The sequence below is a fragment of the Pseudomonas fluorescens group sp. genome, from assembly GCF_020093335.1.
Taxonomy (GTDB): domain Bacteria; phylum Pseudomonadota; class Gammaproteobacteria; order Pseudomonadales; family Pseudomonadaceae; genus Aquipseudomonas; species Aquipseudomonas petroselini.
The window spans coordinates 24,860-51,536 of sequence record NZ_JAIOKW010000020.1 but is presented as its reverse complement, the minus strand read 5'-3'; the positions used below and the strand labels follow the sequence as shown (position 1 = coordinate 51,536).

Annotated in this window: 26 protein-coding genes; 16 read left to right on the top strand and 10 right to left on the bottom strand. The window is 61.0% G+C overall.

Translation table 11 applies throughout. The features are described 5' to 3' along the window. Positions 1–196 precede the first annotated feature (196 nt). Positions 197–1,639, top strand: a complete 1,443-nt coding sequence (locus K7431_RS19840) for an NCS1 family nucleobase:cation symporter-1 (RefSeq protein WP_015885265.1) — start codon at positions 197–199, stop codon at positions 1,637–1,639. Here K7431_RS19840 and K7431_RS19835 read toward each other — a convergent pair. Further along, the gene (locus tag K7431_RS19835; RefSeq protein WP_015885264.1) at positions 1,551–2,759 is read right to left on the bottom strand and encodes an MFS transporter; all 1,209 of its coding nucleotides are present in this window, start codon (positions 2,757–2,759) and stop codon (positions 1,551–1,553) included. The two genes, K7431_RS19840 and K7431_RS19835, sit on opposite strands and share 89 nt — an antisense overlap. Before the next feature lie 103 nt (positions 2,760–2,862). Here K7431_RS19835 and ptrR point away from each other — a divergent pair, with 103 nt between their 5' ends. The 3 genes from ptrR (at position 2,863) to K7431_RS19825 (ending at position 4,536) form a co-directional block, all read left to right on the top strand. After that, positions 2,863–3,756 (top strand): putrescine utilization regulator PtrR, encoded by an 894-nt coding sequence (ptrR, locus tag K7431_RS19830; RefSeq protein ID WP_015885263.1) that lies wholly within the window; start codon positions 2,863–2,865, stop codon positions 3,754–3,756. 142 nt (positions 3,757–3,898) lie between these two features. Beyond that, entirely contained in the window at positions 3,899–4,021 is a 123-nt protein-coding gene (locus tag K7431_RS30905; protein WP_003193089.1) for a PA1414 family protein, read from the top strand. 101 nt (positions 4,022–4,122) lie between these two features. Next, positions 4,123–4,536, top strand: coding sequence for a hypothetical protein (locus K7431_RS19825; RefSeq protein ID WP_148270933.1), 414 nt, complete (start codon positions 4,123–4,125; stop codon positions 4,534–4,536). A 73-nt stretch (positions 4,537–4,609) separates the two neighbouring features. Here K7431_RS19825 and K7431_RS19820 read toward each other — a convergent pair whose 3' ends face one another. Genes K7431_RS19820 through speB form a run of 4 tightly spaced genes read right to left on the bottom strand, consistent with a single transcriptional unit; the run spans position 4,610 to position 8,999 of the window. Then, the gene (locus K7431_RS19820) at positions 4,610–5,992 is read right to left on the bottom strand and encodes a sodium:solute symporter (RefSeq protein WP_015885260.1); all 1,383 of its coding nucleotides are present in this window, start codon (positions 5,990–5,992) and stop codon (positions 4,610–4,612) included. Positions 5,993–6,015: 23 nt separating this feature from the next. After that, entirely contained in the window at positions 6,016–7,605 is a 1,590-nt protein-coding gene (locus tag K7431_RS19815; protein WP_015885259.1) for a purine-cytosine permease family protein, read from the bottom strand. Positions 7,606–7,626: 21 nt separating this feature from the next. Continuing rightward, positions 7,627–8,049 (bottom strand): YybH family protein, encoded by a 423-nt coding sequence (locus K7431_RS19810; protein ID WP_043205728.1) that lies wholly within the window; start codon positions 8,047–8,049, stop codon positions 7,627–7,629. After that, complete coding sequence (gene speB, locus K7431_RS19805) at positions 8,049–8,999, bottom strand: agmatinase (RefSeq protein ID WP_015885257.1); 951 nt, start codon at positions 8,997–8,999, stop codon at positions 8,049–8,051. The genes K7431_RS19810 and speB overlap by 1 nt, the downstream gene beginning before the upstream one ends. A gap of 296 nt (positions 9,000–9,295) precedes the next feature. On the opposite strand from speB, the gene K7431_RS19800 reads away from it, so the two are divergent. The 7 genes from K7431_RS19800 (at position 9,296) to K7431_RS19770 (ending at position 17,140) form a co-directional block, all read left to right on the top strand. Continuing rightward, a complete protein-coding gene (locus K7431_RS19800; RefSeq protein ID WP_015885256.1) occupies positions 9,296–10,189 on the top strand; it encodes a LysR family transcriptional regulator in 894 nt (297 codons plus the stop codon). 6 nt (positions 10,190–10,195) lie between these two features. Further along, entirely contained in the window at positions 10,196–10,801 is a 606-nt protein-coding gene (locus tag K7431_RS19795) for a tRNA-uridine aminocarboxypropyltransferase (RefSeq protein WP_015885255.1), read from the top strand. 232 nt (positions 10,802–11,033) lie between these two features. After that, entirely contained in the window at positions 11,034–11,936 is a 903-nt protein-coding gene (gene cysM / locus K7431_RS19790) for a cysteine synthase CysM (RefSeq protein ID WP_015885254.1), read from the top strand. Continuing rightward, positions 11,936–13,288 carry a 23S rRNA (uracil(1939)-C(5))-methyltransferase RlmD gene (rlmD, locus tag K7431_RS19785; protein WP_015885253.1) on the top strand — a complete coding sequence of 451 codons (1,353 nt, stop codon included), beginning with the start codon at positions 11,936–11,938 and terminating at the stop codon, positions 13,286–13,288. The genes cysM and rlmD overlap by 1 nt, the downstream gene beginning before the upstream one ends. Positions 13,289–13,426: 138 nt before the next feature. Beyond that, positions 13,427–15,670, top strand: a complete 2,244-nt coding sequence (gene relA, locus K7431_RS19780) for a GTP diphosphokinase (protein ID WP_015885252.1) — start codon at positions 13,427–13,429, stop codon at positions 15,668–15,670. Between the two features lie 65 nt (positions 15,671–15,735). Then, on the top strand, positions 15,736–16,569 hold the full coding sequence (mazG, locus tag K7431_RS19775) for a nucleoside triphosphate pyrophosphohydrolase (RefSeq protein ID WP_015885251.1): 834 nt from the start codon (positions 15,736–15,738) through the stop codon (positions 16,567–16,569). A 25-nt stretch (positions 16,570–16,594) separates the two neighbouring features. Next, positions 16,595–17,140, top strand: coding sequence for a DUF2058 domain-containing protein (locus K7431_RS19770; protein ID WP_003230516.1), 546 nt, complete (start codon positions 16,595–16,597; stop codon positions 17,138–17,140). A 199-nt stretch (positions 17,141–17,339) separates the two neighbouring features. On the opposite strand, the gene K7431_RS19765 is transcribed toward K7431_RS19770, so the two are convergent. The 4 genes from K7431_RS19765 to purM all read right to left on the bottom strand — a co-directional run bounded on the left by K7431_RS19765 (position 17,340) and on the right by purM (position 20,222). Continuing rightward, positions 17,340–17,528 carry a hypothetical protein gene (locus K7431_RS19765; RefSeq protein ID WP_003175379.1) on the bottom strand — a complete coding sequence of 63 codons (189 nt, stop codon included), beginning with the start codon at positions 17,526–17,528 and terminating at the stop codon, positions 17,340–17,342. Between the two features lie 263 nt (positions 17,529–17,791). Then, entirely contained in the window at positions 17,792–18,505 is a 714-nt protein-coding gene (locus K7431_RS19760; RefSeq protein WP_015885250.1) for a DUF3108 domain-containing protein, read from the bottom strand. A gap of 8 nt (positions 18,506–18,513) precedes the next feature. Continuing rightward, on the bottom strand, positions 18,514–19,164 hold the full coding sequence (gene purN, locus K7431_RS19755; protein ID WP_015885249.1) for a phosphoribosylglycinamide formyltransferase: 651 nt from the start codon (positions 19,162–19,164) through the stop codon (positions 18,514–18,516). Beyond that, complete coding sequence (purM, locus tag K7431_RS19750) at positions 19,164–20,222, bottom strand: phosphoribosylformylglycinamidine cyclo-ligase (RefSeq protein ID WP_015885248.1); 1,059 nt, start codon at positions 20,220–20,222, stop codon at positions 19,164–19,166. The genes purN and purM overlap by 1 nt, the downstream gene beginning before the upstream one ends. A 356-nt stretch (positions 20,223–20,578) precedes the next feature. On the opposite strand from purM, the gene K7431_RS19745 reads away from it, so the two are divergent. The 5 genes from K7431_RS19745 (at position 20,579) to K7431_RS19725 (ending at position 25,156) form a co-directional block, all read left to right on the top strand. Then, positions 20,579–21,619, top strand: a complete 1,041-nt coding sequence (locus K7431_RS19745) for a DUF2066 domain-containing protein (protein WP_015885247.1) — start codon at positions 20,579–20,581, stop codon at positions 21,617–21,619. A gap of 32 nt (positions 21,620–21,651) precedes the next feature. Then, positions 21,652–22,725 carry an AI-2E family transporter gene (locus K7431_RS19740; protein ID WP_015885246.1) on the top strand — a complete coding sequence of 358 codons (1,074 nt, stop codon included), beginning with the start codon at positions 21,652–21,654 and terminating at the stop codon, positions 22,723–22,725. 203 nt (positions 22,726–22,928) lie between these two features. Next, entirely contained in the window at positions 22,929–23,633 is a 705-nt protein-coding gene (gene hda / locus K7431_RS19735) for a DnaA regulatory inactivator Hda (RefSeq protein ID WP_015885245.1), read from the top strand. A gap of 209 nt (positions 23,634–23,842) precedes the next feature. Further along, positions 23,843–24,472 (top strand): C40 family peptidase, encoded by a 630-nt coding sequence (locus tag K7431_RS19730; RefSeq protein WP_043205719.1) that lies wholly within the window; start codon positions 23,843–23,845, stop codon positions 24,470–24,472. A 144-nt stretch (positions 24,473–24,616) separates the two neighbouring features. Then, entirely contained in the window at positions 24,617–25,156 is a 540-nt protein-coding gene (locus tag K7431_RS19725; RefSeq protein ID WP_015885243.1) for a C40 family peptidase, read from the top strand. Between the two features lie 166 nt (positions 25,157–25,322). Here the strand turns inward: K7431_RS19725 and K7431_RS19720 are convergent, their stop codons facing one another. After that, positions 25,323–26,636: a PQQ-dependent sugar dehydrogenase gene (locus K7431_RS19720; RefSeq protein WP_015885242.1), complete on the bottom strand. Its 1,314-nt coding sequence runs from the start codon at positions 26,634–26,636 to the stop codon at positions 25,323–25,325. Between the last annotated feature and the right edge of the window lie 41 nt (positions 26,637–26,677).

Sequence of the window (26,677 nt, the reverse complement as noted above, 5' to 3'; positions counted from 1 at the left end):
TGTGTACAGGATTTCGGTGCACCGTTGCTGAGCATCGTCCCATGTCTATACCCATATCAATCCCTTTGGAGCGCCGTGCCAGAGGGATTGCGTTCAATTGGCACGTATTCTGCTGACTCTCTCGTATACAAACCATGCCGCCTTCCGTATGCACACCGCGACGCACGTGCAGGCTGGTATTTCGAGGAGCCCAGCGATGACCGAACAATTGCCCAAAGGCTACAGCCCGCGCCTGTATAACCAGGACCTTGGGCCACTGCCGCAAAAGTGGAACTGGTACAACATCTTCGCCTTCTGGATGAGTGACGTGCACAGCGTCGGCGGTTATGTGTTTGCCGCCAGCCTGTTTGCCTTGGGGCTGGCCAGTTGGCAGGTGTTGATCGCCTTGCTCGCCGGTATCTGCATTGTGCAATTGATCGCTAATCTAGTGGCCAAGCCGAGCCAGCAAGCCGCTGTGCCTTACCCCGTCATTTGTCGGTTGGCGTTTGGGGTGTTCGGCGCGAATATTCCTGCGGTGATTCGCGGCTTGATCGCGGTGGCCTGGTACGGAATTCAGACGTATTTGGCGTCGAGTGCCTTGATCATCGTGGTGCTGCGTTTCTTCCCACAGATGGCCGTGTACGCAGAGCCGCATTTCGCTGGGCTTTCCTACCTTGGTTGGTTTGGTTTCCTCAGCCTGTGGCTGTTGCAAGCGGCGGTGTTCTGGGCGGGCATGGAGTCCATCCGCCGTTTTATCGATTGGGCGGGGCCGGTGGTGTATGCGGTGATGTTTGCCTTGGCCGGCTGGATCGTGTGGAAGGCCGGTTGGTCGAACATCAGCTTTACCTTGGCGGAGAAGTCGCTGTCGGGATGGCAGGCGTTTGGCCAGGTGATCGTGGCGACGGCGCTGGTGGTGTCGTATTTCTCCGGGCCGACCCTGAACTTCGGTGACTTCAGCCGCTACTGCCGCAGTATGAACGACGTACGACGCGGCAATTTCTGGGGGCTGCCGGTGAATTTTCTGGCGTTTTCCCTGGTCACCGTCGTGATCGTCTCGGGCACGTTGCCGGTGTTTGGTGAAATGCTCCACGACCCGATCGCCACGGTTTCGCGCATCGATAACAACGTGGCGGTATTGCTCGGCGCCTTTGCGTTTGTCACTGCGACCATTGGCATCAATATCGTTGCCAACTTCGTCTCCCCGGCGTTTGACTTCGCCAACGTCGCCCCCAGCAAAATCAGCTGGCGCGCAGGCGGGATGATCGCTGCCGTGGCATCGATCTTCATTACACCGTGGAACCTGTTCAATAACCCGCTGATGATCCACTACACCCTGGATATCCTCGCGGCCTTTATCGGACCGCTGTTCGGGATCCTGTTGGTGGATTTCTACCTGATCAAAAAGCAGAAGATCGATGTGGATGCGCTGTTTGATGACAGCCCCAGCGGGCGCTATTACTTCGACGGTGGCGTGAACTGGACGGCGGTCAAGGCGTTGGTGCCCGCAACGCTGGCGGGCGTTGCGATCACCTTCACCCCTGCGTTGCAGGGCATGGCCAACTTCGCCTGGTTTACCGGATGCTTCCTGGGTGGGCTGTTTTTCCTGGTGCTGGCACGGCGTGAACAGGTGCGCGCACCTGCGCCTTTGGTTGCCGGCTGACCAACACCGAACCCGCCACCAGCAAGCCTGCACCGGCGACTACCAGCGCCGGTTGCAGGCCGCCGCTCAGGTGGCTGCTCACCGATGCCAACAAAGGGCCGCTCAACTGGCCGATGGCAAAGCTTGCGGTCAGCAGCCCGGTGCTGCGCTGGTAGCCGTGGGGCGCGACGTCCCGCAAACGTGCCATCACGAGTTGCATGCACGCCAGGAATGGCCCGCCGCACAGCAACACCCCCAATGCCAGGCCCCAGCCATTGCCCAGCAAGCAGGCAAACACGCCGGCCGCTTGCAGCCATAGGGTGGTCATCAGCCAGCGGCGAGTCGTGTGCGGATCCTTGCGGCGCAGGGTCGCCACGCCGACGCCCATCGCGGCTGCCAGGCCAAAGCACGGCCAGAACAGATCGGCCTGCCAGGCGCCCTTGAACTGCGCACTGGCCATCTGCGACAGGAACGTCGCCGGGATGATGTAGCCAAGGCCGAACAACACATAGATCCAGCACAAATGCGCAATGCTGCCGTTGCTGCCCGCGTCCGTAGGGCTGGCAACCGAGGCACTGGCGGCAGAAGGCTTGGGCAGGAACGGCAGAATCGCCAACAACATCACCAGCGCCACCGTGCCGTACACCCACCACAAGGTTGCCGAGCTTTGCCCCAGCAAGTTGGAGCCCAACGCCAGCAACCCGGTCAGCAGGATCCCCAGTCCGGGCCCGGCGAATACCAATGCGCCCAGGCGCGGACGCCCGGCGGCAATCGCCAGCGGCTGGCTCAGGCTGGTGATCATCACCAATGCCCAGGCACTCGCGACACCGGTACCAAAGCGCAGCAACAGATGCGGCCAGAAGCCATGAGCCCAGTAGGACGCCAGGGTCAGCAGCACACACAGCCACAACCCGCCGTACAAGCGCCCACGCACATGCTGATGGCTGCGCGCAAAGATCGAATCCACCGCACCGACGAAGTAGCCCAGGTAGTTGGCGGCCGCGATCAGGCCAGCGCCGGTCAGGTCGATCTGCCCCTCGCTGAGCAGATGCGGCATTTGTGGGGTGAGGGCGAAGCGGCCGATGCCCATCGCCATCATCAAGGCGACACCACTGGCAAGTAAGCGAATCAAGGGGGACATGGTCAGGTTTCCTGCGGATAAGCGAATACCCTCAGGCTAAAGCGCATTGACTTTCTGTAAAATTGAATAATAGTGAGCAACTTGTTCAGTTTTGGAGAAAGGTATGGAGTTCAGTCAATTGCGCATTTTCCAGGCGGTGGCGGAAGAGGGCTCCATTACCCGTGCCGCCGAGCGCCTGCATCGCGTGCCGTCAAACCTGTCGACCCGGCTCAAGCAGATGGAGGAACAGCTCGGTGTGGAGCTGTTCGTGCGCGAGCGCCAACGCCTGCAGCTTTCTCCGGCGGGCAAAGTGTTGCTGGACTACAGCGCCCGTCTGCTGGCCCTGCACGACGAAGCTCACGGCGCCGTGCAGGGTGGGCAACCGGCTGGCGACTTTGTATTAGGCAGCATGTACAGCACGGGCGCCGTTCATTTACCGAAGCTGCTGGCGCGTTACCACAAGGCTTACCCGACGGTGAACCTACAGGTGCAATCGGCGCCGAGTGGCGAGCTGCTCGAAGGCTTGATTACCGGTCGCCTCGATGCTGCCTTTGTGGACGGTCCTATCACCATCGCGTCCTTGGACGGTGTTCCCCTGTGCGAGGAGCGTCTGGTGCTGATCTGCGAGGCCGATCACCCGCCGGTACGCGGGCCGCAGGATGTGGCGGGCCGGTCGGTGTTCACCTTCCGCCGCAGTTGCGCCTACCGCGCGCGGCTGGAAACCTGGTTTTCCCACGAGCACGTGGCCATGGGGCGGGCGATTGAGATCGAGTCCTACCAAGGCATGCTCGCCTGTGTGATCGCTGGGTCCGGGGTGGCGTTGATGTCCGAGTCCATGCTCAACAGCCTGCCAGGCAAGGACAGTGTGTCCGTTCATCCGTTGACAGGGCCTTTTGCCACTGCGACCACCTGGCTGATGTGGCGAAAGGGTATGCTCGGCGCTAACCTCAACGCATGGATCGACCTGCAGCAAGCCGACAGGGCTGAGGCGCTGCACGACGCACGCGCGATTGCTTGAGCGATCCGTCAGGATTTGGATCAATTCAGTAATAGTTCGTTGTGTTTTCGTTCAAGCAATACGTAGGACTTAGGGCTACTATCAGTGTAGGAAAAGGCGAAAGAACTTGCGCCTACCAGCATTACCCTCAAAGGGGGCAACCATGAAAGAGAAAATTCAAAACTGGCTCCATGATCTGGGTGTTGCACTGGGCTTGATCGAGCCGCCGTTGCAACCCGTGCCGATTCGCACCGATGATGAGCAGCGTCGCCCACGTCGCAGGTAAGCCCTGAAGCGCTCACGCAACCGCACCGTGCGGGCGCTGTACTATCGGGCGTTTTTCATGGCGTGATGAGGCGCCTGTCATCTGCGCGCAGCCGTCATTTGATGCGTACCCTGTGTGATGAGGTGCGCTTCATCGTCGGACCCTTCTGCTTATCCGTCATCCTCACCTTTTCCCTGTTACTCGCCGGATGCTCATCCTCCCAGCTGGATCTCGACGACATTCGCATCTCTGGCTTTCACTCCGAAGAGCCCGAACGCTGCCGACCCAGTGACGTTGCGCTGGATGAGCGGCAGATAGCGTCCTTTTTCAAACGCGCCGCGCTTATTGATGGTCGCACGCTGCACGATGAGTTTGACTGGGCCCCTTGTTACCTTGAAGGCACGCTGAAATATCAGCAAACGGCCTGCGTCTGGCGGGTGAGGGCGGGGGCAACCGGGGAAATTGAGTGCCCGGCGACCGAGCAGTATTTTGGCTGCAAGGATTGCGGTGATTTGTTTGAAGGCGCGGCGCAATAGCGACGAATAAAAAAACGGGTGCGACATCCGACGTCGCACCCGCTGAAGAAACCGCTTTAACGCCTGTTGCTGATCAAACGGCGCGGGTCGCCACACCCTCTGGCCGGCGCGACAACACGCTCACCAGCACAAAACTCACCAGCCCAATGGCCAGGCTGTAGTAGATCGGCGTGTTCGCGTCCAGCCCATCCTTGAGCATAAACACCAGCGCGGTCACGAATCCCAGGGTCATGGAGGTGATCGCCCCCGACGTGGTCGCGCGTTTCCAGAAGATCGCGCCAATCAGTGGGATCAACATACCGCCCACCAGCAGGTTGTAGGCCAGTGTCAGTGCGCTGATCACATCGCTCACCACCAGCGCAATGCCCAGCACGGCAATGCCGGTCAGCATCGTAAACAGGCGGTTGACGGCCAGGCTCGACTGTTTGCCGCCACGCAAACGCGGCAACAGGTCTTCAGTCAGCACGGTGGAGGCGGCGAGCAGGCCGGCACTGGCGGTGGACATCATCGCCGCCAGTGCGGCAGCAATCACCAGGCCACGAATCCCGTCCGGCAGTGACACTTTGACGATAGCGGCAAAGGCGTTGTTGACGTTGTCCAGGTCCGGGATCAGCACGTGTGCCGCCATGCCGATCAACGCACAGGCCAGGCCGTAGAGGATGCAGTAGAAACCGGCGAAAGTGCCTGCGTACTTGGCGACCTTTTCGTCACGGGCGGTGAACACGCGCTGCCAGATATCCTGGCCGATCAGGATGCCGAAGAAGTAGATCATGAAGTAGGTGATGATCGTGTCCCAGCCGATCGCGGTGAAGCTGAAGCTCGACGCGGGCAGCTTGGCCACCAGCTCATCCCAGCCGCCGACGCGGTACAGGCAGATTGGCAGCAGGATAAACATCAGGCCGACGGTCTTGATCACAAACTGCACGATATCGGTGAGGGTCAGCGACCACATGCCGCCGATGGTCGAGTACACCACCACCACACCACCGCCGAGCAGCACCGAGATCCAGAACGGCAGGCCGAACAGCACTTGCAGCACGGTGCCGATGGCCAGGATCGAGGTCACGCCGATCATCAGCGCGTAGGCCAGCATGATCACCGCACTGGCCTGGCGGGCCATGGGGTTGTAGCGTTTTTCGAGGACCTGGGTCACGGTGAAGATCTTCAGCTTCAACAGCGGCTTGGCCAGGAACAGGTTGAGCGCAATGATGCCCATGCCCAGCGCGGCACACAGCCAGAAGCCGGAGATGCCATGCACATAGCCCAGGCGCACGGTGCCGACGGTAGAGGCACCGCCCAATACCGTGGCGGCCATGGTGCCCATGTACAGCGACGGGCCCAGGTTACGTCCGGCCACCAGGTAATCTTCGTGGGTCTTGGCGCGGCGCATGCCGTAATAGCCGAGCACGAGCATGCCGGCGGCGTAGATGAGTACGACGAATAAATCCAAAGCCATGACGGCGGTTCTCCAATTATTTTTTATTGTGGTGAGCGTGCTTGCTGTGGTGAAGGCGCGTGTTGTGGCGAGGGAGCTTGCTCCCGCTGGGCTGCGAAGCGGCCCCAAAAAAGCCGGCTCCAGCTTCGCGGTCGAACGGGAGCAAGCTCCCTCGCCACAACGGTCGGCCCGTAGACAGCCGCCGGTTCCGGAAACACCCGCAGCAAGGTCAGGTACACCACCGACGCCAACCCCAGCGTCACCGGCAAGCTGATATCAATGCCATCGGCCAAATTGCCCAGCGGTCCCACAAACTGCCCCGGCAAATTGACGAAACACAGGCCCACCAATGCACTCGGAATCCACGCCCCCAACCCGCGCCAGTTCCAGCCATGGCTGAACCAGTAGCGCCCGCCGGTCTCACCGCGGGTAAACACCTGCAGGTCATCCGGGCAGTAGAAGCCGCGACGCACGATCAGGCCGATGATCATCATCACCATCCACGGCGTGGTGCAGGTGATGATCAGTACCGCGAACGTCGACACGCTTTGCACCAGGTTGGCGGCGAAACGTCCGATAAAGATGAAGGCAATCGACATCACCCCGATCAGCAGCGTGGCTTTCACCCGTGACAACAGGCGCGGGAACACGCTGGACATGTCCAGTCCGGTGCCATACAGCGACGTGGTGCCGGTGGACATGCCGCCGATCACCGCGATCAGGCACACCGGCAGGAAGAACCAGGTCGGCGCTACCGCCAGTAACCCGCCGACATAGTTATTCGCCGCGATGTAGTCCGGCGCCTTGATCGCGACGATGGTCGCGGTGGCCAGGCCAAACAGGAAAGGGATTAACGTCGCGATTTGCGCCAGCACCACTGCCAGCATGATGCGCATTTTCGGCGTCTCACGCGGGATGTAGCGCGACCAGTCACCCAGGAACGCACCGAAGGAAATCGGGTTGCTCATGGCCACCAGCGCGGCGCCGATGAAGGCGGCCCAGAAGCCCGTCTGGCCCATGGCTACAGTGCCCGCGAAGTGGCTGTCGAACGCCGGCGCGAAGGCAAAGATGCCCAACAGGAACAACAGGCTCGCCGCCCACACCGCAATGCGGTTGACCCACAGCATGAAGCGAAAGCCGTAGATGCACACCGTCAGTACGAGAATGGCGAACACGCCGTAGGCCAGGCCCAGGGTCAAGTCGGTTTCCGGCAGGCCGATCAGACGTTTCGCACCCCCCACCAGCGCATCGCCCGAACTCCACACCGACAGTGAGAAGAAGGCAATCGCCGTCAGCAGTGAGAGAAACGAGCCGACAATCCGCCCGTGCACACCAAAGTGCGCACCGGAAGACACCGCGTTGTTGGTGCCGTTGATCGGCCCGAACAGGCCCATGGGCGCCAGGATCAGCGCACCCACCAGCACGCCCAGCACAATCGCCCAGACGCCGGCCTGGAACGACAAGCCGAACAACACCGGGAAGGAGCCCAGCACGGCGGTGGCAAAGGTGTTGGCACCGCCGAAGATCAGTCGGAACAGATCCTTGGGGCCGGCGGTACGTTCGTGGTCCGGGATCTGCTCGACCCCGTTGGTTTCTATCTTTCGAATACTTTTATCGTTGTTTTTATTATTCATGATCAGCTCCGATCACATTGGCTAAGGGGGCGGCAGCCCTTCCGGCATAGCGGACAAATGTTCGTGACAGGCCAGCCACAGGCCTTGTTTTTGTTGTTTGCCAGACCCTTGCCGTGTGAAGACGATGGTCTCGCGTTCCTGGCTAAAAAATTGCTCCCCGTTCATGCGCAACTCGGTGGCCACGTCATGCATGAAAATCGCCACGTCACCCTGCAGGCTGACCACGGCGTTGCTTGAGGTGCAGGACAGCACCTCGAACCCCTCGTCCCGGCGCCAGCTGTCCCACAACGCCTGGTAGGCATCGCGACTCAGCAGTGGCTGGGGGAGGGTGTAGAACACAAAGCTCGCATCGGCGGTGAACGCGCCGAAGTAGGCGGCGCGGTCATTGCGCGCAAAGGCCGCGACCAGGTCGGCGGCGGCTTGCAGCACTTCGTGGGTGCTCATCAGCGATGGGCCACGCCAGGCAGTACGCAGAGCATTTCGTACAGCAGGTTGGCGCCCAGCAGCGAAGTGTTGCCGGTGGTGTCGTAGGGCGGCGAAACTTCGACCAGGTCGCAACCAATCAGGTCGAGGCCCTGGCAGCCGCGGATGATCTCAATCGCTTGGATGGTGGTCAGCCCGCCGATTTCCGGCGTACCGGTGCCCGGCGCCCAAGCCGGGTCGATGCCGTCGATATCAAAGCTCAGGTACACCGGGCCGCCGCCGACTTTCTCACGCACTTCGGCCATCAACGGCGCGAGGGAGTGGTGCCAGCATTCTTCGGCCTGGACCACACGGAAGCCCTGCTTGCGGCTCCAGTTGAAGTCTTCGGCGGTGTAGCCTTGGGCGCGCAGGCCGATCTGCACCACACGGTCGCAGTCCAGCAAGCCCTCTTCAACCGCGCGGCGGAAGGTGGTGCCGTGGGCGATTTTCTCGCCGAACATATGGTCGTTCACGTCGGCGTGGGCATCGATGTGCACCAGCCCGACCTTGCCGTGTTTCTTGTGGATCGCCCGCAGGATCGGCAGGGTGATGGTGTGGTCGCCGCCCAATGTCATCGGGACTACGTTGTGCTCGAGGATCTCGTCGTAGGCCTCTTCGATGATGCGCACGGCGTCCAGCAGGTTGAAGGTGTTGATCGCCACGTCACCAATGTCCGCGACCGACAGCGAGTCGAACGGTGCGGCGCCGGTGGCCATGTTGTAGGGGCGGATCATGACGGATTCGGCGCGGATTTCACGCGGCCCGAAACGGGTACCGGCGCGCAGCGAGGTGCCGATGTCCAGCGGCACGCCGATAAAGGCGGCATCCAGGCCTTTGGCCGTTTGCAGGTGGGGAAGACGCATCATGGTGGCGATGCCGGCAAAGCGCGGCATTTCGTTGCCGCCCAGTGGTTGGTGGAAAATCTTGTCCACGGGAGTGCCTCATCGTTGTTTTGTTTATTAGGGGCCGATTCTGCGAAATACACCGATACGAAAGAATCGGCAGGGGCAAATACTTAGTTCAGATTTTTCTAAACTAATACCAGCGGTTAAACTACGACAGCTGGACTGTAGTGAGCGGGCTTGCCCCGCGCTGGGGGGCGAAGCCGCCCTAAACCCAGGCACCTCGGTCTCTCTGAAACACTGCGGCGTCCTCATTAGGGCGGCTTCGCCCCCCAGCGCGGGACAAGCCCGCTCACTACAAGTAGCCCGATCATCTTGGAGACCCCATGGCCAACGCCTTGCCCGACCTGAAACTCCTGCGGATCTTCGCCAGCGTCGTGCGGCATCAGGGATTCGCCAATGCCCAGCACGAACTCAACCTGTCCACGTCGGCCATCAGCACTTACATGAGCCAACTGGAATCGGCGTTGGGCCTGGTGCTGTGCCATCGCGGCCGGGGCGGTTTCAGCCTGACCAGCAAAGGCGAGCTGTTCCATCAGGAAACCCTGCGGTTACTGGGCGAACTGGAAGGTTTCGAGCAATACGCCGCAGCCTTGAAAGGCGAGTTGCGTGGCACCCTCAAGCTCGGGGTGCTCGACTCTACCGTCAGCGACAAGGCGCTGCCGTTCGCCGAAGTCATCGGCGCCTACAGCCAGGAGCACCCGGCGGTGCACCTGCATTTGTCGGTGATGAGCCCCTACGAACTGCAACTCGGTGTGCAGGACAATCGCCTCGACCTGGCCATCGGCGCTTTCTCCAACCGCATGAGCGGGCTGATCTACATGCCGCTGTACCGCGAGCAGCACTGGTTGTATTGCAGCACCCGGCACCCGCTGTTCAACGAGCGCCGCATCCCGGAGCAAGTGATCACCCAGCAACGCATGGTCGGTCGCGGCTACTGGAGCCAGGCCGAACTGGCGCGCCATGGTTTCAAACACAGCGCGGCGACCGTGGAAAGTATGGAGGCTCAGTTGATCCTGGTGCTGTCCGGCGCCTATATCGGCTACCTGCCTGAGCACTACGCCCAGGCCTGGGCCGACAAGGGGGATTTGCGCGTATTGCTGCCGGCCACCTTCGGTTACCAGGCGCCGTTTTCGATGATCATGCGCCGCGGGCGCAGCCGTGAACCGTTGATCCAGACCTTCCGCGATCTGCTCAAAGCCCAGCTCAACCAGGCCTGATAATCCATGTCCAGACCCCAATGCCCGCGCTGCCTGCGACCCGCCACCCATTGCCTGTGCGCGCTGATCCCGAGCCTCGACAGCCGCACCCGCGTGTTGCTGTTGCAGCACCCGAGCGAGGTCAACCATGCGCTCAATACCGCGCGGTTGGCGGCGTTGGGGTTGAACAATGCGCAGTTGATAGTGGGTGAGGTCTTTGATGATCTGCCGGCCTTATTGAACCCGCCTGGCTATCAGGTGCGGCTGTTGTTTCCGGCTGACGACGCCCAGCCGCTGCAAGCCTATGTGCCTGGGGATCAACCGCTGTTGCTGGTGGTTCCCGACGGCACCTGGCGCAAGGCGCGCAAATTGCTGCACCTCAATCCGTTGCTGGCAGCGCTGCCACGGGTCACGCTGGCCGAGGGCGCTGTGTCGCGTTATCGGCTGCGCAAAGCGCCCGGGCCGGGAGCCCTGTCAACGGTTGAGGCCATTGTGCAGGCGTTGCAGGTGCTGGAGGCACCGGCATCGTTCGAGCTGCTGCTCAAACCCTTTGAGGCGCTGATCGACGGGCAGATTGCGGCGATGGGGGAGGAGGTTTTTCAGAAAAACCATGGCGATCGACATTTGGGCTAGGCGGGTTGTCGAGGTGCGGCCATCGGGGGGCAAGCCCCCTCTCACAGTTGACCGAATTCCAGCATGAGAATGCGCGCGAATGTGGGAGGGGGCTTGCTCCCGATAGCGTCTGCCCAGCCACCACCTCGCTCGCTTATTCCTATAAGCCATAAGCACCGCACTTTGCGTGATATGGCCCGCCGGCCTTTCCCGGTATGATGTTCGCCCCCGCAGTCTGGATTGCGAATACGCCATGACCTTGCAGTACCCTACAATCGCCGATTGCGTCGGCAACACCCCCCTGGTCCGCTTGCAACGCATGGCGGGTGAAACCAGCAATACCCTGTTGCTCAAGCTTGAAGGGAACAACCCGGCCGGTTCGGTAAAAGACCGCCCGGCGCTGTCGATGATCACCCGCGCCGAGTTGCGCGGGCAGATCAAGCCCGGCGACACCCTGATCGAAGCCACCTCCGGTAACACCGGGATCGCGCTGGCCATGGCCGCGGCGATCAAGGGTTACAAGATGGTGCTGATCATGCCCGACAACGGCAGCGCCGAGCGCAAGGCGGCGATGACCGCCTATGGCGCCGAACTGGTGCTGGTGACCCAGGAAGAGGGCATGGAAGGTGCCCGCGACCTCGCCGAGCGCATGGCCGCCGAAGGCCGTGGCCAGGTGCTGGACCAGTTCGCCAACGGTGACAACCCCGAGGCGCACTACACCACCACCGGTCCGGAAATCTGGCGCCAGACCCAGGGCACCATCACCCATTTCGTCAGTTCCATGGGCACCACCGGTACCATCATGGGCAACTCGCGCTACCTCAAGGAGCAAAACCCGGCGATCCAGATCGTTGGGCTGCAACCGATGGAAGGCGCGGCCATCCCGGGCATCCGCCGCTGGCCCGAAGAGTATCTGCCGAAGATCTACAACGCGACCCGCGTGGACCGCATCATCGACATGGCCCAGCGTGAAGCCGAAGACACCACGCGCCGCCTGGCCCGTGAAGAAGGCATCTTCTGCGGTGTGTCCTCCGGTGGTGCCGTGGCCGGCATGTTGCGCTTGTCCAAAGAGGTGGAAAACGCGGTGATCGTCGCGATCATCTGTGACCGAGGCGACCGATACTTGTCGACCGGCATTTTCGACGAACCCAACTGATGGCCAAGCACGAGAGAGGCCTGCGCTTCCAGCCGACGGGCGGCAGCCGGGCCCCGCAGATTCCGGTAGGCAAGAAACAACGCTTGACCATCGAGCGCCTGGCCAATGACGGCCGCGGCATCGTGTTCTTTGAAGGCCGCACCTGGTTTGTGAACGGCGCACTGGCCGGCGAAGACGTGGAAGCGCGCGTGCTGGGCACCCACGGCAAAATCGTCGAGGCGCGCACCGAACGGGTGTTCAAGTCCAGCGAACTCCGGCGTCCGGCGCCGTGCGCGCACTTCGGCCGCTGCGGCGGTTGCAGCGTGCAGCACTTGCCCCACGCCGAACAACTTGCCCTGAAACAGCGCATGCTCGCCGAGCAACTGTCCCGTGTGGCCGGTGTCGAACCGCAAGAGTGGGCCGCACCCTTAAGTGGGCCGGAATTCGGCTACCGTCGCCGCGCCCGTGTGGCCGTGCGTTGGGACGCCAAGGCGAAGCATCTGGCAGTCGGTTTCCGCGCCGTGGCCAGCCAGGACATCGTCGCCATTGACGATTGCCCGGTACTGGTACAGGCCTTGCAACCGATCATGCAGCGTCTGCCCAACATGCTCCGCCGCCTGAGCAAACCTCAGGCGCTGGGGCATGTGGAAGTGTTCAGTGGGACGTCCATCGCCGTGTTGCTGCGGCATATGGCGCCGCTGTCCGAAGCGGACCTGCACATTTTGAAAGAATTCTGCACCTTTCATGATGCCCAGCTGTGGCTGCATGGCGAGGGTCAGCCGGAACCGGTCGACGCCGATGCGGTTCTGGGGTTTCGATTGGAACAGTGGGATCTGGAACTGGCTTACCGGCCTGGAGACTTTGTCCAAGTCAACGCCGGGGTCAACGCGGCGATGGTCGCCCAGGCCCTGGAATGGCTGGCGCCCCAACCCGATGAGCGGGTGTTGGACCTGTTTTGCGGCCTGGGCAATTTCGCCCTGCCGCTCGCTCGCCAAGTGCGCGAAGTGGTGGCGGTGGAAGGCGTACAGACCATGGTGGACCGGGCGGCCGTCAACGCCGTCAGCAACAATTTGCATAATGCGCAGTTTTTTCAGGCCGATTTGTCTCAGCCTTTGACCGACGCGGAATGGGCCAAACAGGGCTTTTCTGCGGTACTCTTGGACCCACCTCGTGACGGTGCCCTGGAGGTTGTGCGCAAGCTCGCGACCCTCAAGGCCAAGCGTCTGGTGTATGTGTCCTGCAACCCGGCCACGCTGGCGCGGGACACGGTTGAGTTGGTCAAGCAAGGCTACCGGCTAAAACGTGCCGGGATCCTCGACATGTTTCCGCAAACCGCGCATGTCGAGGCCATGGCGTTATTTGAAGCGGGCTAGGATGCCCGTTTAATCCGACTGGCCTGCATTCTCCAAGGCCGCGACCTGCCAGGGAGTGTGTGTAAGCTTTATCAAGGTAAAGCAGGTCAGCGATGATTTTTGACGCATCCAAGGTGCGTCGTAGGGAAGGTAAGCAAGATGGTACAGGTGAGAGCACACCAGCCGATCAACACCGACGGCAGTATCAATCTCGAGGCATGGCTGGATCATGCCGTCAGTGTCGACCCGGCACTGGACCGTGAAGCCTTGAAAGCAGCCTGCGAGTTCGCTCGTGAGTCTGAGCAGCAAGACAATGCGGCCAAGAACCTGTGGGCCGAAGGCACTTCAAGTTTTCGCACCGGCTTGGAGATCGCCGAGATCCTCGCCGATCTTAAACTGGACCAGGACTCGCTGATCGCCGCCGTACTCTATCGCGGCGTGCGCGAAGGGCACATCGCGTTGCCCATCGTCAGCCAGCGTTTCGGCACCGTGGTGGCCAAGCTGATCGACGGCGTGCTGCGCATGGCCGCGATCAGCGCCAGCCTCAGCCCGCGTCAATCCATGGTGCTGGGCACCCAGGGCCAGGTCGAGAACCTGCGCAAGATGCTTGTGGCGATGGTCGATGACGTTCGTGTGGCCCTGATCAAGCTGGCCGAACGCACCTGCGCCATCCGGGCGGTGAAGACGGCCGACGACGAAAAGCGCAACCGCGTTGCCCGCGAAGTCTTCGACATCTATGCACCCCTGGCGCACCGCTTGGGTATCGGCCATATCAAATGGGAGTTGGAGGACCTGTCCTTCCGCTACCTCGAACCCGATCAATACAAACAGATTGCCACCTTGCTGCACGAGCGGCGGCTCGACCGTGAGCGCTTTATCGCCGACGTGATGAACCAGTTGCGCTCCGAGTTGCAGGCCACCGGCGTCGAGGCCGACATCAGCGGTCGCGCCAAACACATCTATTCCATCTGGCGCAAAATGCAGCGCAAGGGCCTGGCCTTCAGCCAGATCTACGACGTGCGTGCCGTACGTGTGCTGGTGCCGGAAATGCGTGACTGCTACACCGCGCTCGGTATCGTCCATACCCTGTGGCGGCACATTCCCAAGGAGTTTGACGACTACATCGCCAACCCCAAGGAAAACGGCTATCGCTCCTTGCACACGGCGGTGATCGGCCCCGAGGGCAAGGTGCTGGAAGTGCAGATCCGCACGCACGCCATGCACGAAGAGGCCGAGCTGGGTGTCTGTGCGCACTGGCGCTACAAGGGCACCGACGTCAAGGCCGGGTCCAACCAGTACGAAGAGAAAATCTCCTGGCTGCGCCAAGTGCTGGAATGGCACGAAGAACTCGGCGACATCGGCGGCCTGGCCGAACAGTTGCGTGTGGATATCGAACCGGACCGGGTCTATATCTTCACGCCCGACGGACACGCCATCGACCTGCCCAAGGGCGCCACCCCGCTGGATTTTGCCTACCGCGTACACACCGAAATCGGTCACAACTGCCGGGGCGCCAAGATCAACGGGCGCATCGTGCCGCTCAACTACAGCCTGCAGACCGGTGAGCAGGTCGAGATCATCACCAGCAAGCACGGCACGCCGAGCCGTGACTGGCTGAACCCCAACCTCGGCTACATCACCACGTCGCGGGCGCGGGCGAAGATCGTCCATTGGTTCAAGTTGCAGGCACGTGACCAGAACGTCGCGGCGGGTAAAACCTTGCTTGAACGCGAACTGGCACGCCTGGGCCTGCCTCAGGTGGACTTCGACAAGTTGGCCGAAAAAGCCAACATGAAGATCGCCGAAGACATGTTTGCCGCGCTGGGTGCCGGCGACTTGCGCCTGGCGCAACTGGTCAACCTGGCCCAGCAGTTGGTCGAGCCGGAGCGCGGCAGCGAACAGCTGGAACTGATCCCACGCAAGGCCACCGGCTACAAGCCCGGCAAGCGCGGCGATATCCAGATCCAGGGCGTGGGCAATCTGATGACGCAAATAGCCGGCTGCTGCCAGCCGTTGCCGGGCGATGCCATCGTCGGTTACATCACCCAGGGCCGTGGCGTGAGTATTCACCGCCAGGACTGCGCCTCGGTGCTGCAACTGGGCGGGCGTGAGCCGGAGCGGATCATCCAGGTCAGCTGGGGGCCGGTACCGGTGCTCACCTACCCGGTGGACATCATCATCCGCGCCTACGACCGTTCCGGCTTACTGCGTGACGTGTCGCAAGTGCTGCTCAACGAGCGCATCAACGTGCTGGCGGTCAACACCCGCTCGAATAAAGAGGACAACACCGCGTTGATGTCCCTGACCATCGAGATTCCGGGGTTGGACGCATTGGGGCGGTTGCTGGGGCGGATTTCCCAGTTGCCGAACATCATTGAAACCCGGCGCAACCGCACCCCTTGATGCGGTCATAAATGTGGGAGAGGGCTTGCCCCCTCCCACATTTGATCTTCAGCGGAAAGAGACCGATGTATTCACTCGAAGACCTGCTGCACCTGATGAACCGCCTGCGCGACCCGCAATACGGGTGCCCATGGGACATCAAGCAAACCTACGCGACTATCGTCCCGCACACGTTGGAAGAAGCCTATGAAGTCGCCGACGCCATCGAGCGCGGTGACTTCGATCACCTGCAAGGCGAGCTGGGCGACCTGTTGTTTCAGGTGGTGTATTACAGCCAGCTGGCACGGGAGGAAGGACGCTTCGAATTTGCCGGAGTGGTCGACAGCATTACGCGCAAGCTCATCCGTCGCCATCCCCATGTGTTCCCCACCGGCGATCTGTATGCGCCGCTGGATATCCCGCACCTGAGCGAAGAGCAGGTCAAGGCACGTTGGGAGCAGATCAAGGCCGAGGAGCGCGCGGAAAAGTCCGACGCACCGGAGCAACTATCCCTGCTGGACGATGTGCCTACCGCGTTGCCGTCCTTGTCCCGTGCCGCCAAATTGCAAAAGCGCGCCAGCCAGGTCGGTTTCGACTGGCCGTCTGCCTTGCCGGTGGTGGATAACGTGCGCGAAGAGTTGGATGAAGTGCTCGAGGCCATGGCCGATAACGATCCGTCGGCCATTGCCGATGAGGTCGGTGACCTGCTGTTTGCCGCGGTCAACCTGGCCCGTCACCTCAAGGTCGACCCGGAAACCGCTTTGCGTGGGGCCAATGCCAAGTTCGAACGACGTTTCCGATTTATCGAACAGGCATTGCGCGACACGCACCAACCCATAGAAGATTGCACCCTCGAAACGTTGGATGCCCTCTGGGGCGAAGCCAAACGTCAGGAAAAGAACGTGTCCAGCTGCGGTTGAGCAGTTGCCTAAGTGAGTAAGCACCATGAGCCTTTCCCTTCGCGACCAGTTGCTCAAAGCAGGTCTGGTCAACCAAAAGCAGGCCAAGCAGGTCGGCAAAGAGAAACAGAAACAGCAACGCCTGGTTCACAAAGGCCAGGCCGAGGTCGATGACACCCAGGCCCGCCTGGCAGCCGAGGCACATGCCGAGAAGGTCAAGCGCGACCAGGAACTGAACCGCCAGCAGCAGGAAAAAGCCGAGGCCAAGGCCCGCACGGCGCAGGTCAAGCAACTGATCGAGACCTCGCGCCTGCCCAAGCTGACCACCGAGGACTACTACAACTTCGTGGATGACAAGAAGGTCAAGCGCCTGTCGGTCAACACGCTGATGCGCAACAAGCTGAGCAATGGCTCCCTGGCGATCGTGCATCACGGTGGCAGCTATGAGGTGATCCCGCGCGAAGCGGCGCTGAAGATCCAGGAGCGCGCACCTGAGCGTATCGTGCAGCTCAACATCCTCACCGAAAGCCAGGTGCCGGACGAGGATGATCCGTACGCCGCCTACCAGATCCCGGATGATCTGATGTGGTAAGGCGGTAGCAACCCATTGTGCTGAGCGGGCTTGTCCTTTGGTGAGCGCGCTTGCCTGGGGTGAGCAGGCTTGCCCTGCGTTGGGCTGCGAAGCGGCCCCGAAAACGCAAACGCCGCATTCTCCCTGAAAGAATGCGGCGTTTTTTGTGGGGCGGCTTCGCCACCCAGCGCGGGGCAAGCCCGCTCACTACACGGTAACTTCAGGAGCTTTGTGCCTGGCGTTTCATCTCAAGCGATTCAAGCTCGTTTTTATAATTATGAGCGTCGCTCTCATTGTGAAACATGCCGACCAGCAGGTCTTGCTGGTGTACATCCCAGATGTGAATCCCATGGCCCAGTGCTTCGTGGGACATATGTTCGTCGTCGCGTTCAGTTACTTTTACAGTCATCTGCTTGCTCCAATCTCTGGTGGATCTGCGGCAAGTCGTCGCAGGCCTTTGTTATATGTTTTGTTAGCTTGCTAAGTAAACCGACTTTTCGCGCAACAATTCATTGCAGCAAATGCAACAGTCCTGCAGGCCGCGTAAACCGCGACATTGCGCCGCAGGGTGCTGAGTTTTATGACAAAAGTTTCATGTTCGCGTCAGGGGCAGCTCAATCGACAGGCGAAAAAAAGCCCCGCATTCGCGAGGCTCCTTGTTCCAGCTACCGATCAGCTACCTTTGACAGCCTTACCGTCAACGGTGCCGTCCTGCAGCATGATGTTGTATTCCTTGCCGTCGGTTTCCACCTGGCGCAGAGCAACCAGGATGCCGCCCTGGTCCTTGGCAAACCACATCTGGGTGATGCGCTTGCTTTGTGTCGGGTCACGCACGCGCTCGACCTTGATGGCGTCGATGGAGCCGACCTTGGTCTGGACCTTTTCCGGGCCGATCACGCGGAAGTCGTAGGTGTCGACGTCGGTGCCTTCGACCACGTTGTAGCTCATGCTCTTTTTGCCGGCAGCCACATCGCGCTGCAGGGCCAACTGGTAGGTCGACTTGTCGAGCATGCCGCTTTGCAGGGCGACGTTGACCGGGTCTTTGTTTTCAAAACCGGTGACTTTCTTGGCGGTCTGGTCGAAGTCCAGGTTGATCTTCTTCGCCTTGCCCAGGCCACCGCGTTCGAAGGTGTAGCTCTTCGGTTGCAGGGTGTCCTTGTCAAACTGGATCACGCTGGTTTCGGTCAGGCTGGCGATCATCATGGACGCCTTGAAGTTCAAGGTCCAAGTGCCATCGCCATTCTTGGCAAGGCTGCGTTCGGCCGAACCACTCATGGGCAACTGTTTCCAGTCGGCGGTGTAGCTGACGGAGAAAGGGTGTAGGTCTGCTGCTTGCACGGCAGGCAAGGCGAACAGCGCAAAAGCGAAGAGCAGGGCGCGACGCATAAAATCTCCTAGGTTCGAATCAAGTGGCCGCTGGCCGCAAGTAACTGACCGTCCAATAATGCACCCTGGTCACCGAGAATCAACCGCCCCTCGGCAAACCAGCGAACGGCCAGCGGGTAAATCCTGTGTTCCTGGGTGTGAACCCGTTGCGCAAGGCTCTGCGCCGAGTCGTCAGACTCTACCGGAACCACTGCCTGTACGACCAGAGGCCCGCCATCGAGTTCCTCGGTGACGAAGTGCACGCTGCAGCCATGCTCGCTGTCGCCGGCGTCGAGCGCACGCTGGTGCGTGTGCATGCCTTTGTACTTGGGCAGCAGGGAAGGGTGGATATTGAGCAGGCGCCCTTCGTAATGCCGCACGAAATCAGCGCTGAGGATGCGCATGAAACCGGCGAGTACCACGAGTTTGGGGTTGAAGGCGTCGATGAGTTCGATCAAGGCACTGTCGAAGGCCTCGCGGCCATCGAACGTCTTGTGATCCAGAGAGCGGGTTTCGATACCCGCGTCCCTGGCACGTTGCAGGCCGTAGGCGTCGCTGCGGTTGGAGATCACCGCAGCAATGCGCACCGGGCTGTCGCCGGTGCGCGTGCTGTCGATCAAGGCCTGCAAGTTACTGCCGGTGCCGGAAAGCAGCACCACGACATCACAGGTCTGAGGCATCAGTGAGCCTTGAGGTTCTTCAGTTCGACCTGAGCTGCGCCTTCCGGGGCAGTGGCGATCTGGCCGATGACCCATGGCTGCTCGCCGGCTTCACGCAATACGTTCAGCGCGGTTTCAACGTGTTCTTGCGCCACGCAGATGACCATGCCGACGCCGCAGTTCAGCACGCGGTGCATTTCGGTTTCGTCAACGTTGCCTTTCTCTTGCAGCCAGTCGAATACCGCAGGACGCTGCCAGCTGGCCACGTCGACGATCGCCTGGGCGCCTTTTGGCAGTACGCGCGGGATGTTGTCCAGCAGACCGCCGCCAGTGATGTGGGCCATGGCTTTGACTGCGCCAGTGTCCTTGATCAGCTTGAGCAGTGGCTTGACGTAGATGCGGGTCGGGGCCATCAGCAGGTCGGTCAGCGGCTTGCCGTCGAGCTGGGTGTTCTCGATGTCGGCGCCGGACACTTCGATGATCTTGCGGATCAGCGAGTAACCGTTGGAGTGTGGGCCGGAAGAGGGCAGGGCCAGCAGGGCGTCACCGGCAGCGACTTTGGAGCCGTCGATGATTTCGGCTTTTTCCACCACGCCGACGCAGAAGCCGGCCAGGTCGTAGTCTTCGCCTTCGTACATGCCTGGCATTTCAGCGGTTTCGCCGCCGACCAGGGAGCAACCCGACAGCTCGCAACCCGCGCCGATGCCGGTGACCACTTGGGCAGCGGTGTCCACGTTCAGCTTGCCGGTGGCGTAGTAGTCCAGGAAGAACAACGGCTCGGCGCCGCACACCACCAGGTCGTTGACGCACATGGCAACCAGGTCGATGCCAATGGTGTCGTGCTTGTTCAGGTTCAGTGCCAGGCGCAGCTTGGTGCCCACGCCGTCGGTGCCGGACACCAGGACAGGCTGCTTGTAGCCGGCCGGGATTTCGCAGAGGGCGCCAAAACCGCCCAGGCCGCCCATGACTTCGGGGCGCGCAGTGCGCTTGGCGACGCTCTTGATGCGTTCGACCAATGCTTCACCGGCGTCGATGTCTACACCGGCGTCCTTGTAGCTCAGGGAGGGTTGCTTGCTCATGATCCAGGCCTTTAGGGGGGATTCAGGGGTAACGACCGAGCGGGCAGGCGCTTTTGGTAAAAGGCCCAGCCGTTGACGGTCTGCGAAGGCGCGCGATTTTATCAGGCTTGAGGGGCAGCGGCCATCCTCGGGCCGACGGGCAGGGCCATATAGGTTAAAAAAGCCGGTTAAAAAAATGCTGATGGGGTCTGCTTCGGCGCGTATTAAGGTATAGCCTTTAACCCGCTATCGTTATGACAGTACGAAAACTTACCAAGACCCTGTGAATGTTTTACCGGTGGCTGTGGTCACAGCCTTGCCAAACCGAGTTCACGCGGTCTGTTCCAGCCGCTAAATTTGTCGTTCGGGAATCTTCCATGCGTCTGTGTAAATTCTTCTTTGTAGGCTGCTTGTCGTTGGTCAGCCTGGCGAGTCATGCCGAAACCCTCAATGGCCTTTATCAAGTACTCGAACCCGTCAGCAGCCAATCGCCGCAAGAGCGCGACCAAGCCACCCAGCGTGCCGTGCAGACCCTGGTGATCCGCCTGACCGGCGACGCCAAGGCCGCCGATGGCCCGGGCCTGGCGGCGGTTCGCAAGGACCCGCAACAAATCATCAGCCAATACGGCTACGACGCCGGCCCGCCGGAAAGCCTGCAAGTGGATTTCGACCCGGTGAGCACTGATCGCGTCCTGCGTGAAGCGGGCCTGTCGATCTGGGGCAGCAATCGGCCATCGATCCTCGGCTGGTGGCTGAACGACTCCACCGAAGGCAGCAGCCTGGTGGGCGATGGCCAGGCCGTGGCCCAGGCGCTGCGTCGTGCGGCACAACACCGTGGCCTGCCGCTGCGCCTGCCGCTGGGTGACTTGGATGAGCAGGTGGTCGCCACCGCACCGAATCTGGAAAGTGCTGACGCCACACCTTTGCGTGCCGCTTCCGAGCGTTACGGCGCCGACGCCTTGCTGGCTGTGCATGCGCGCCAGGAAGGGAGTCAATGGCAAGCCAAATGGCGTTTGTGGTTGGGCGACAAGAGCGAGCAGGGCACCGCCCAAGGGGCCGACACCGGCGCCGTGGCGGATGCGGTGATGCTGGCGGTCAGCCAGAAGCTGGCGCCACGTTTTGCGGTCAAGCCGGGTGTGAGCACGGAACAACTGCTCGAAGTGCAAGGCATGACCCTGGAGCGCTATGCAGCGCTGGGCCATCTGCTGGAGCCTTTTGGCGGCCAACCACAGTTAGTGGATGGCAATCGTATTGTGTATCGCGTCAACGGCAGTGCCGATCAGTTGCGCATCCAGTTGAGCTTGGCCAAGTTGCAGGAGATTCCCGCAGGCGAGGCGCCGGCCCAGCAACCCGTGACAGATGGCACGCAGCCTGCGGTAGCACCTGAGCCTCAAGCGCAGCTGCGTTTTCGTTGGTAGAAGTTTTCTTCTTTATATAGGTGGAGTGGTATATGGCGGATACGCGTCGTTGGGTGTGGCTTGGCGGGGTCGTCCTGCTGTGCGTTTTTGTCTTCTTGCTGCATTCGATCCTGACGCCGTTCCTGGTCGCGTTGCTGCTGGCCTACCTGTTCGATCCGGTGGTGGATCGCTTGGAGAAGGCCGGGCTGTCGCGGACCTGGGGGGTGGTGGCGGTGTTCGCGCTGTTTACCTTGATTATCACGGCGTTGGTGTTGGTGCTGGTGCCGATGTTGGCCAAGCAGCTGTTCCGCCTGTATGAATTGGCACCGCAGATGCTCGATTGGCTGCAGCACACGGCCATGCCGTGGGCCCAGGCTAAGTTAGGCCTGGCGGATGGCTTCTGGAAGTTCGACAAGGTCAAGGCGGCCATCAGCGAGCACATGGGGCAGACCACCGATATCGTCGGTGTCATTCTCAGTCAGGCAACCGCATCCAGCCTGGCGCTGATTGGCTGGTTGACCAACCTGGTGCTGATCCCGGTGGTCGCGTTCTACCTGCTGCGCGACTGGGACATCATGATGGCCAAGATCCGCAGCCTGCTGCCGCGCAACCGTGAGGAGCGAATCGTCTCGCTCGCCGAGGAATGCCATGAGGTGCTCGGTGCATTCGTGCGTGGGCAGTTGCTGGTGATGCTGGCCCTGGGGATCATCTACGCGGCCGGCTTGATGGCCATCGGCCTGGAACTGGGCCTGTTGATCGGCCTGATCGCCGGCCTCGCCGCGATCGTGCCGTACATGGGCTTTGTGATCGGTATCGGTGCGGCACTGGTGGCCGGGCTGTTCCAGTTTGGCGGTGACCTGTATCCGATGCTGGGCATTGTGGCGGTGTTCATGGTCGGCCAGGCCTTGGAAGGCATGGTGCTGACGCCGTTGCTGGTAGGCGATCGGATTGGCCTGCACCCGGTGGCGGTGATCTTTGCGATCCTGGCGGGCGGGGAGCTGTTCGGCTTTACCGGCATCCTGCTGGCGCTGCCGGTGGCGGCGGTGATCATGGTGCTGGTGCGCCATGTGCATGATCTGTACAAGGATTCGGAGGTGTATACAGGGGTCGAAGACCCCGACCTGTAACCGCTTCTTTGCAAACCCGGCCCAGGCCGGGTTTGTTGTTTCTGGAGCAGCGGCGTCAAACAATCTGCGTAAATCCAACAAGTTAACGCAAACCTTTGATTTTGCTTGGGGTCTGTTGCATTGTGCGCCCGGCGTCACGGGTATAAACTTTGCAAACTTTACACAGAGGCCACTAACGGTTCGTTTGGAGCCGTTCAGTCAGCATGAAACCGATTCAGCTGCCCTTGGGTGTGCGTCTGCGTGATGACGCCACCTTTATCAACTACTACCCAGGCGCCAATGCCGCTGCACTCGGCTATGTCGAGCGGCTTTGCGAAGCCGACGCCGGGTGGACCGAAAGCCTGATCTATCTGTGGGGCAAGCACGGCGTAGGGCGTACCCACCTGTTGCAGGCCGCTTGCCTGCGTTTCGAGCAGATGGGTGAGCCGGCGGTTTACTTGCCTCTGGCTGAGTTGATGGACCGTGGCATCGGCATCTTCGACCACCTCGAGCAATACGAGCTGGTATGCCTGGACGATCTGCAAGCGATCGCCGGCAAGGCCGATTGGGAAGAAGCGCTGTTTCACTTATTCAACCGCTTGCGGGACAGCGGTCGGCGCCTGCTGATTGCGGCGTCCAGCTCGCCACGGGAGCTGCCGATCAAGCTGGCCGACCTCAAGTCACGGCTGACCCTGGCACTGATCTTCCAAATGCGCCCGCTGTCCGACGAAGACAAGTTGCGCGCCTTGCAACTGCGTGCCTCCCGTCGCGGCCTGCACCTCACCGACGAGGTCGGGCATTTTATCCTCACCCGTGGCACGCGCAGCATGAGCGCGTTGTTCGACTTGCTCGAACAGCTCGACCAGGCTTCTTTGCAAGCTCAACGAAAATTGACGATCCCTTTTCTCAAGGAAACGTTGGGCTGGTAACTCGTTGAATTTACGGGGCTCGCCAGTTTTCAGGCGCCAGGAAACCTGCGTTTGAGCCGCGTTGGCTACGCATTTGAACCGATAAATGGAATTACGGCTTAGATGTCATAGTCCAATCGCGAAGTCACATAGATCACGATTGAATTTGCAAATCGATGTGATAGTGGGCATAGTCTCGACTTCTTTACATATCAGCCACGGTCGTGCCCATGCTAAATCGCTTCGCACCCCTCGTGCCTCTCGCACTCGTTACCCTGTTGTTTGGTTGCGCCTCCCACCCTCAGCAGGTGGCGGAACAGCAAAAACCACAGGTTCAAAATCAGGCAAAGTTCGTTGCTGCACAGTCTGCTTCTGTTTACGAAGAAGAAATGGCAACCGAAAAAGAGCTGGCCAACTTCGCCGGCAGCAAGCCTTATCAGCTTCCAGTGCTGGCCGACAGCATCCTCGAACGCGGCATGTCCCTGATCGGTACCCGTTACCGTTTCGGTGGTACCTCTGAAGCCGGTTTCGACTGCAGCGGCTTCATCGGTTACCTGTTTCGCGAAGAAGCTGGCATGAACCTGCCGCGTTCTACCCGCGAAATGATCAACGTGAATGCACCGTTGGTCGCACGCAACAACCTCAAGCCCGGTGATCTGCTTTTCTTCAGTACAGCTGGCCGTGGTCGAGTGAGCCATGCCGGTATCTACCTGGGCGATAACCAGTTTATCCACTCCAGCAGCCGTCGCAGTGGCGGTGTTCGAGTCGACAACCTGGGTGACAGCTACTGGAGCAAAACCTTCATCGAAGCCAAGCGCGCACTCGCCATGGCCCCGACTACGGTTACCGCTAGCAAGTAAACTTAAAGTGATACTTGAAGTTTGACGTGTAAGCGCTAGAATCCCTGGACATTGTTGTAATCCGTTCGCGCGAGCTTTGCTTGCGCGTTCTGGTTTTCAGCGTTCGGCAGCGAAAGCCGCATCCAGACCAGGATTGTTCTGCACATGTCGACCTCGGCCCGCCTGATTCTTATTGTTTGCGCCGCGCTGCTCAGCGCCTGCGCAAGCCGTCCACCGTCGCCCGCGCCTGTCGCGGTGAAACCTAAGCCGGTGTTCAACTACTCCACCCAGAATTTCTCGCCTGCGGCCGAAGACGTGCTTTTCCGTGCGCTTGGCCTGGTCGGCACGCCGTACCGTTGGGGGGGGAATACCCCGGACTCGGGGTTTGATTGCAGCGGCCTGATTGGGTTTGTCTTCCGTGATGCTGCCGGGATCTCCTTGCCGCGTACCACCCGTGAACTGATTGTGATGCGCGCCCAGGATGTCAGCGAGCAAAACCTGCAGACCGGCGACCTCTTGTTCTTCGCCACCGGTGGCGGTTCCCAGGTCAGCCATGCCGGGATCTACGTGGGGGAGGGCCGCTTTGTGCACGCGCCGCAAACCGGCGGTACGGTGAAGCTGGATACCCTGTCCAAGGCGTATTGGCAGAATGCCTACCTGAGCGCCAAACGCGTGTTGCCGGCGAATCTGGCGCGTAATCCCTGAATTAAACCCAGGCCCAAAGGTGGGCTTGCTGTGGTGAGCAGGCTTGCCCTGCGCTGGGCTGCGAAGCGGCCCCACCGGATCCTCAGTGAACCCGGCGGGGGACTAGTCGAATCTTCGCGCCTCCCCTAATCACAGCAAACCCCCTCCCACATTGGCTTTGCGGTGTTTATTTAGCCGCCGACACGCGCCACACCTTATTTCCCACGTCATCGGCCACCAGCAAATCCCCCTGCTGATCAATCACCACACCTACCGGCCGGCCCATGGCTTTCTCATCCTTGTCGAGGAACCCGGTCAGCACGTCCACCGGCTGTCCTTTGGGCTGCCCACCTTCGAACGGCACGAAGATCACCTTGTAGCCACTGTGCGGCTTGCGGTTCCACGAACCATGCTGGCCGATGAACGCGCCGTGGCTGAATTGCGCTGGAAGCTTGCTGCCCTCTGCGAATGTCAGGCCTAACGACGCCGTATGGGGGCCTACCGCGTAATCCGGTGCAATCGCTTTGGCCACCAGGTCGAGATTCTGTGGGTTGACGCGCACGTCTACATGCTGGCCGTAGTAGCTGAACGGCCAGCCATAGAAGGCGCCATCCTTGACCGAGGTGATGTAGTCCGGCACCAGGTCGCTGCCGATCTCATCGCGCTCGTTGACCGCTGTCCACAGCTTGCCGGTCTGCGGTTCCCAGGCCATGCCGTTGGGGTTGCGCAGGCCGGAGGCGAAAATGCGGTGCTGGCCGCTGGCGCGGTCCACTTCCCAGATCGCCGCACGGCCCTGTTCCGCTTCAAGGCCGTTTTCCCCCACGTTGCTGTTGGAACCGACACTCACGTACAGCTTGCTGCCATCCTTGCTGGCCACCACGTTTTTCGTCCAGTGGTGGTTCAACGGCCCGCCTGGCAGGTCGACCACCTTAGTACCGGCTTGCTTGATCGCGGTTTCGCCCGGTTGATAGGCAAAGCGCAACAGCTTGTCCGAGTCCGCCACGTACAGGTCGTTGCCGACCAGTGTCATGCCAAAGGGCGAATTAAGATTTTCCAGGAATACCGTGCGGGTTTCCGCGACGCCGTCGTGGTCGGCATCACGCAGCAGTGTGATGCGATTCGGGCTCGGTACCCCGGCACCGGCGCGGCCCATGACCTTTTCCATGACCCAGCCACGAATACCTTTGGAGTCATCCGGCTTGGGGGGCGCGTTGGTTTCCGCCACCAGCACGTCGCCGTTGGGCAGTACATACAGCCAGCGCGGGTGGTCGAGGCCCTCGGCGAACGCCGCCACCTGAGTGTCGGCAGCGGCGGTTGGCTTCACGCCTTCGGGCCAGCCGATGGCGGGCGCGATATTCACCGTGGGGATCAGGGTTTTGTTCGGTTCCGGCAATTTGGGCGAAGGCCCGGTGCCGTCGGAGACCTGGAGGGTGGAGCTTTCACCGCAGGCGGCGAGGGTGCCGGCGACCATGATGAGTAGGGCAAGTCTGGTTTTATGCATGGTGTTCTCCTTAATACCTGTAAGGGTAGAGGAGGTAGCCG

Excerpts from the sequence above, each read along its gene's own strand:
- rlmD (WP_015885253.1), top strand. The coding sequence starts at position 11,936 with ATGGCCAAGCACGAGAGAGGCCTGCGCTTCCAGCCGACGGGCGGCAGC.
- hda (WP_015885245.1), top strand. The coding sequence starts at position 22,929 with ATGAAACCGATTCAGCTGCCCTTGGGTGTGCGTCTGCGTGATGACGCC.
- K7431_RS19770 (WP_003230516.1), top strand. The coding sequence starts at position 16,595 with ATGAGCCTTTCCCTTCGCGACCAGTTGCTCAAAGCAGGTCTGGTCAAC.
- cysM (WP_015885254.1), top strand. The coding sequence starts at position 11,034 with ATGACCTTGCAGTACCCTACAATCGCCGATTGCGTCGGCAACACCCCC.
- K7431_RS19820 (WP_015885260.1), bottom strand. The coding sequence starts at position 5,992 with ATGGCTTTGGATTTATTCGTCGTACTCATCTACGCCGCCGGCATGCTC.
- K7431_RS19825 (WP_148270933.1), top strand. The coding sequence starts at position 4,123 with ATGCGTACCCTGTGTGATGAGGTGCGCTTCATCGTCGGACCCTTCTGC.
- K7431_RS19800 (WP_015885256.1), top strand. The coding sequence starts at position 9,296 with ATGGCCAACGCCTTGCCCGACCTGAAACTCCTGCGGATCTTCGCCAGC.
- mazG (WP_015885251.1), top strand. The coding sequence starts at position 15,736 with ATGTATTCACTCGAAGACCTGCTGCACCTGATGAACCGCCTGCGCGAC.
- K7431_RS30905 (WP_003193089.1), top strand. The coding sequence starts at position 3,899 with ATGAAAGAGAAAATTCAAAACTGGCTCCATGATCTGGGTGTTGCACTG.
- K7431_RS19725 (WP_015885243.1), top strand. The coding sequence starts at position 24,617 with ATGTCGACCTCGGCCCGCCTGATTCTTATTGTTTGCGCCGCGCTGCTC.
- K7431_RS19745 (WP_015885247.1), top strand. The coding sequence starts at position 20,579 with ATGCGTCTGTGTAAATTCTTCTTTGTAGGCTGCTTGTCGTTGGTCAGC.
- ptrR (WP_015885263.1), top strand. The coding sequence starts at position 2,863 with ATGGAGTTCAGTCAATTGCGCATTTTCCAGGCGGTGGCGGAAGAGGGC.
- K7431_RS19760 (WP_015885250.1), bottom strand. The coding sequence starts at position 18,505 with ATGCGTCGCGCCCTGCTCTTCGCTTTTGCGCTGTTCGCCTTGCCTGCC.
- purM (WP_015885248.1), bottom strand. The coding sequence starts at position 20,222 with ATGAGCAAGCAACCCTCCCTGAGCTACAAGGACGCCGGTGTAGACATC.
- K7431_RS19720 (WP_015885242.1), bottom strand. The coding sequence starts at position 26,636 with ATGCATAAAACCAGACTTGCCCTACTCATCATGGTCGCCGGCACCCTC.
- K7431_RS19815 (WP_015885259.1), bottom strand. The coding sequence starts at position 7,605 with ATGAATAATAAAAACAACGATAAAAGTATTCGAAAGATAGAAACCAAC.
- K7431_RS19730 (WP_043205719.1), top strand. The coding sequence starts at position 23,843 with ATGCTAAATCGCTTCGCACCCCTCGTGCCTCTCGCACTCGTTACCCTG.
- K7431_RS19795 (WP_015885255.1), top strand. The coding sequence starts at position 10,196 with ATGTCCAGACCCCAATGCCCGCGCTGCCTGCGACCCGCCACCCATTGC.
- K7431_RS19835 (WP_015885264.1), bottom strand. The coding sequence starts at position 2,759 with ATGTCCCCCTTGATTCGCTTACTTGCCAGTGGTGTCGCCTTGATGATG.
- relA (WP_015885252.1), top strand. The coding sequence starts at position 13,427 with ATGGTACAGGTGAGAGCACACCAGCCGATCAACACCGACGGCAGTATC.
- purN (WP_015885249.1), bottom strand. The coding sequence starts at position 19,164 with ATGCCTCAGACCTGTGATGTCGTGGTGCTGCTTTCCGGCACCGGCAGT.
- K7431_RS19810 (WP_043205728.1), bottom strand. The coding sequence starts at position 8,049 with ATGAGCACCCACGAAGTGCTGCAAGCCGCCGCCGACCTGGTCGCGGCC.
- K7431_RS19840 (WP_015885265.1), top strand. The coding sequence starts at position 197 with ATGACCGAACAATTGCCCAAAGGCTACAGCCCGCGCCTGTATAACCAG.
- K7431_RS19765 (WP_003175379.1), bottom strand. The coding sequence starts at position 17,528 with ATGACTGTAAAAGTAACTGAACGCGACGACGAACATATGTCCCACGAA.
- K7431_RS19740 (WP_015885246.1), top strand. The coding sequence starts at position 21,652 with ATGGCGGATACGCGTCGTTGGGTGTGGCTTGGCGGGGTCGTCCTGCTG.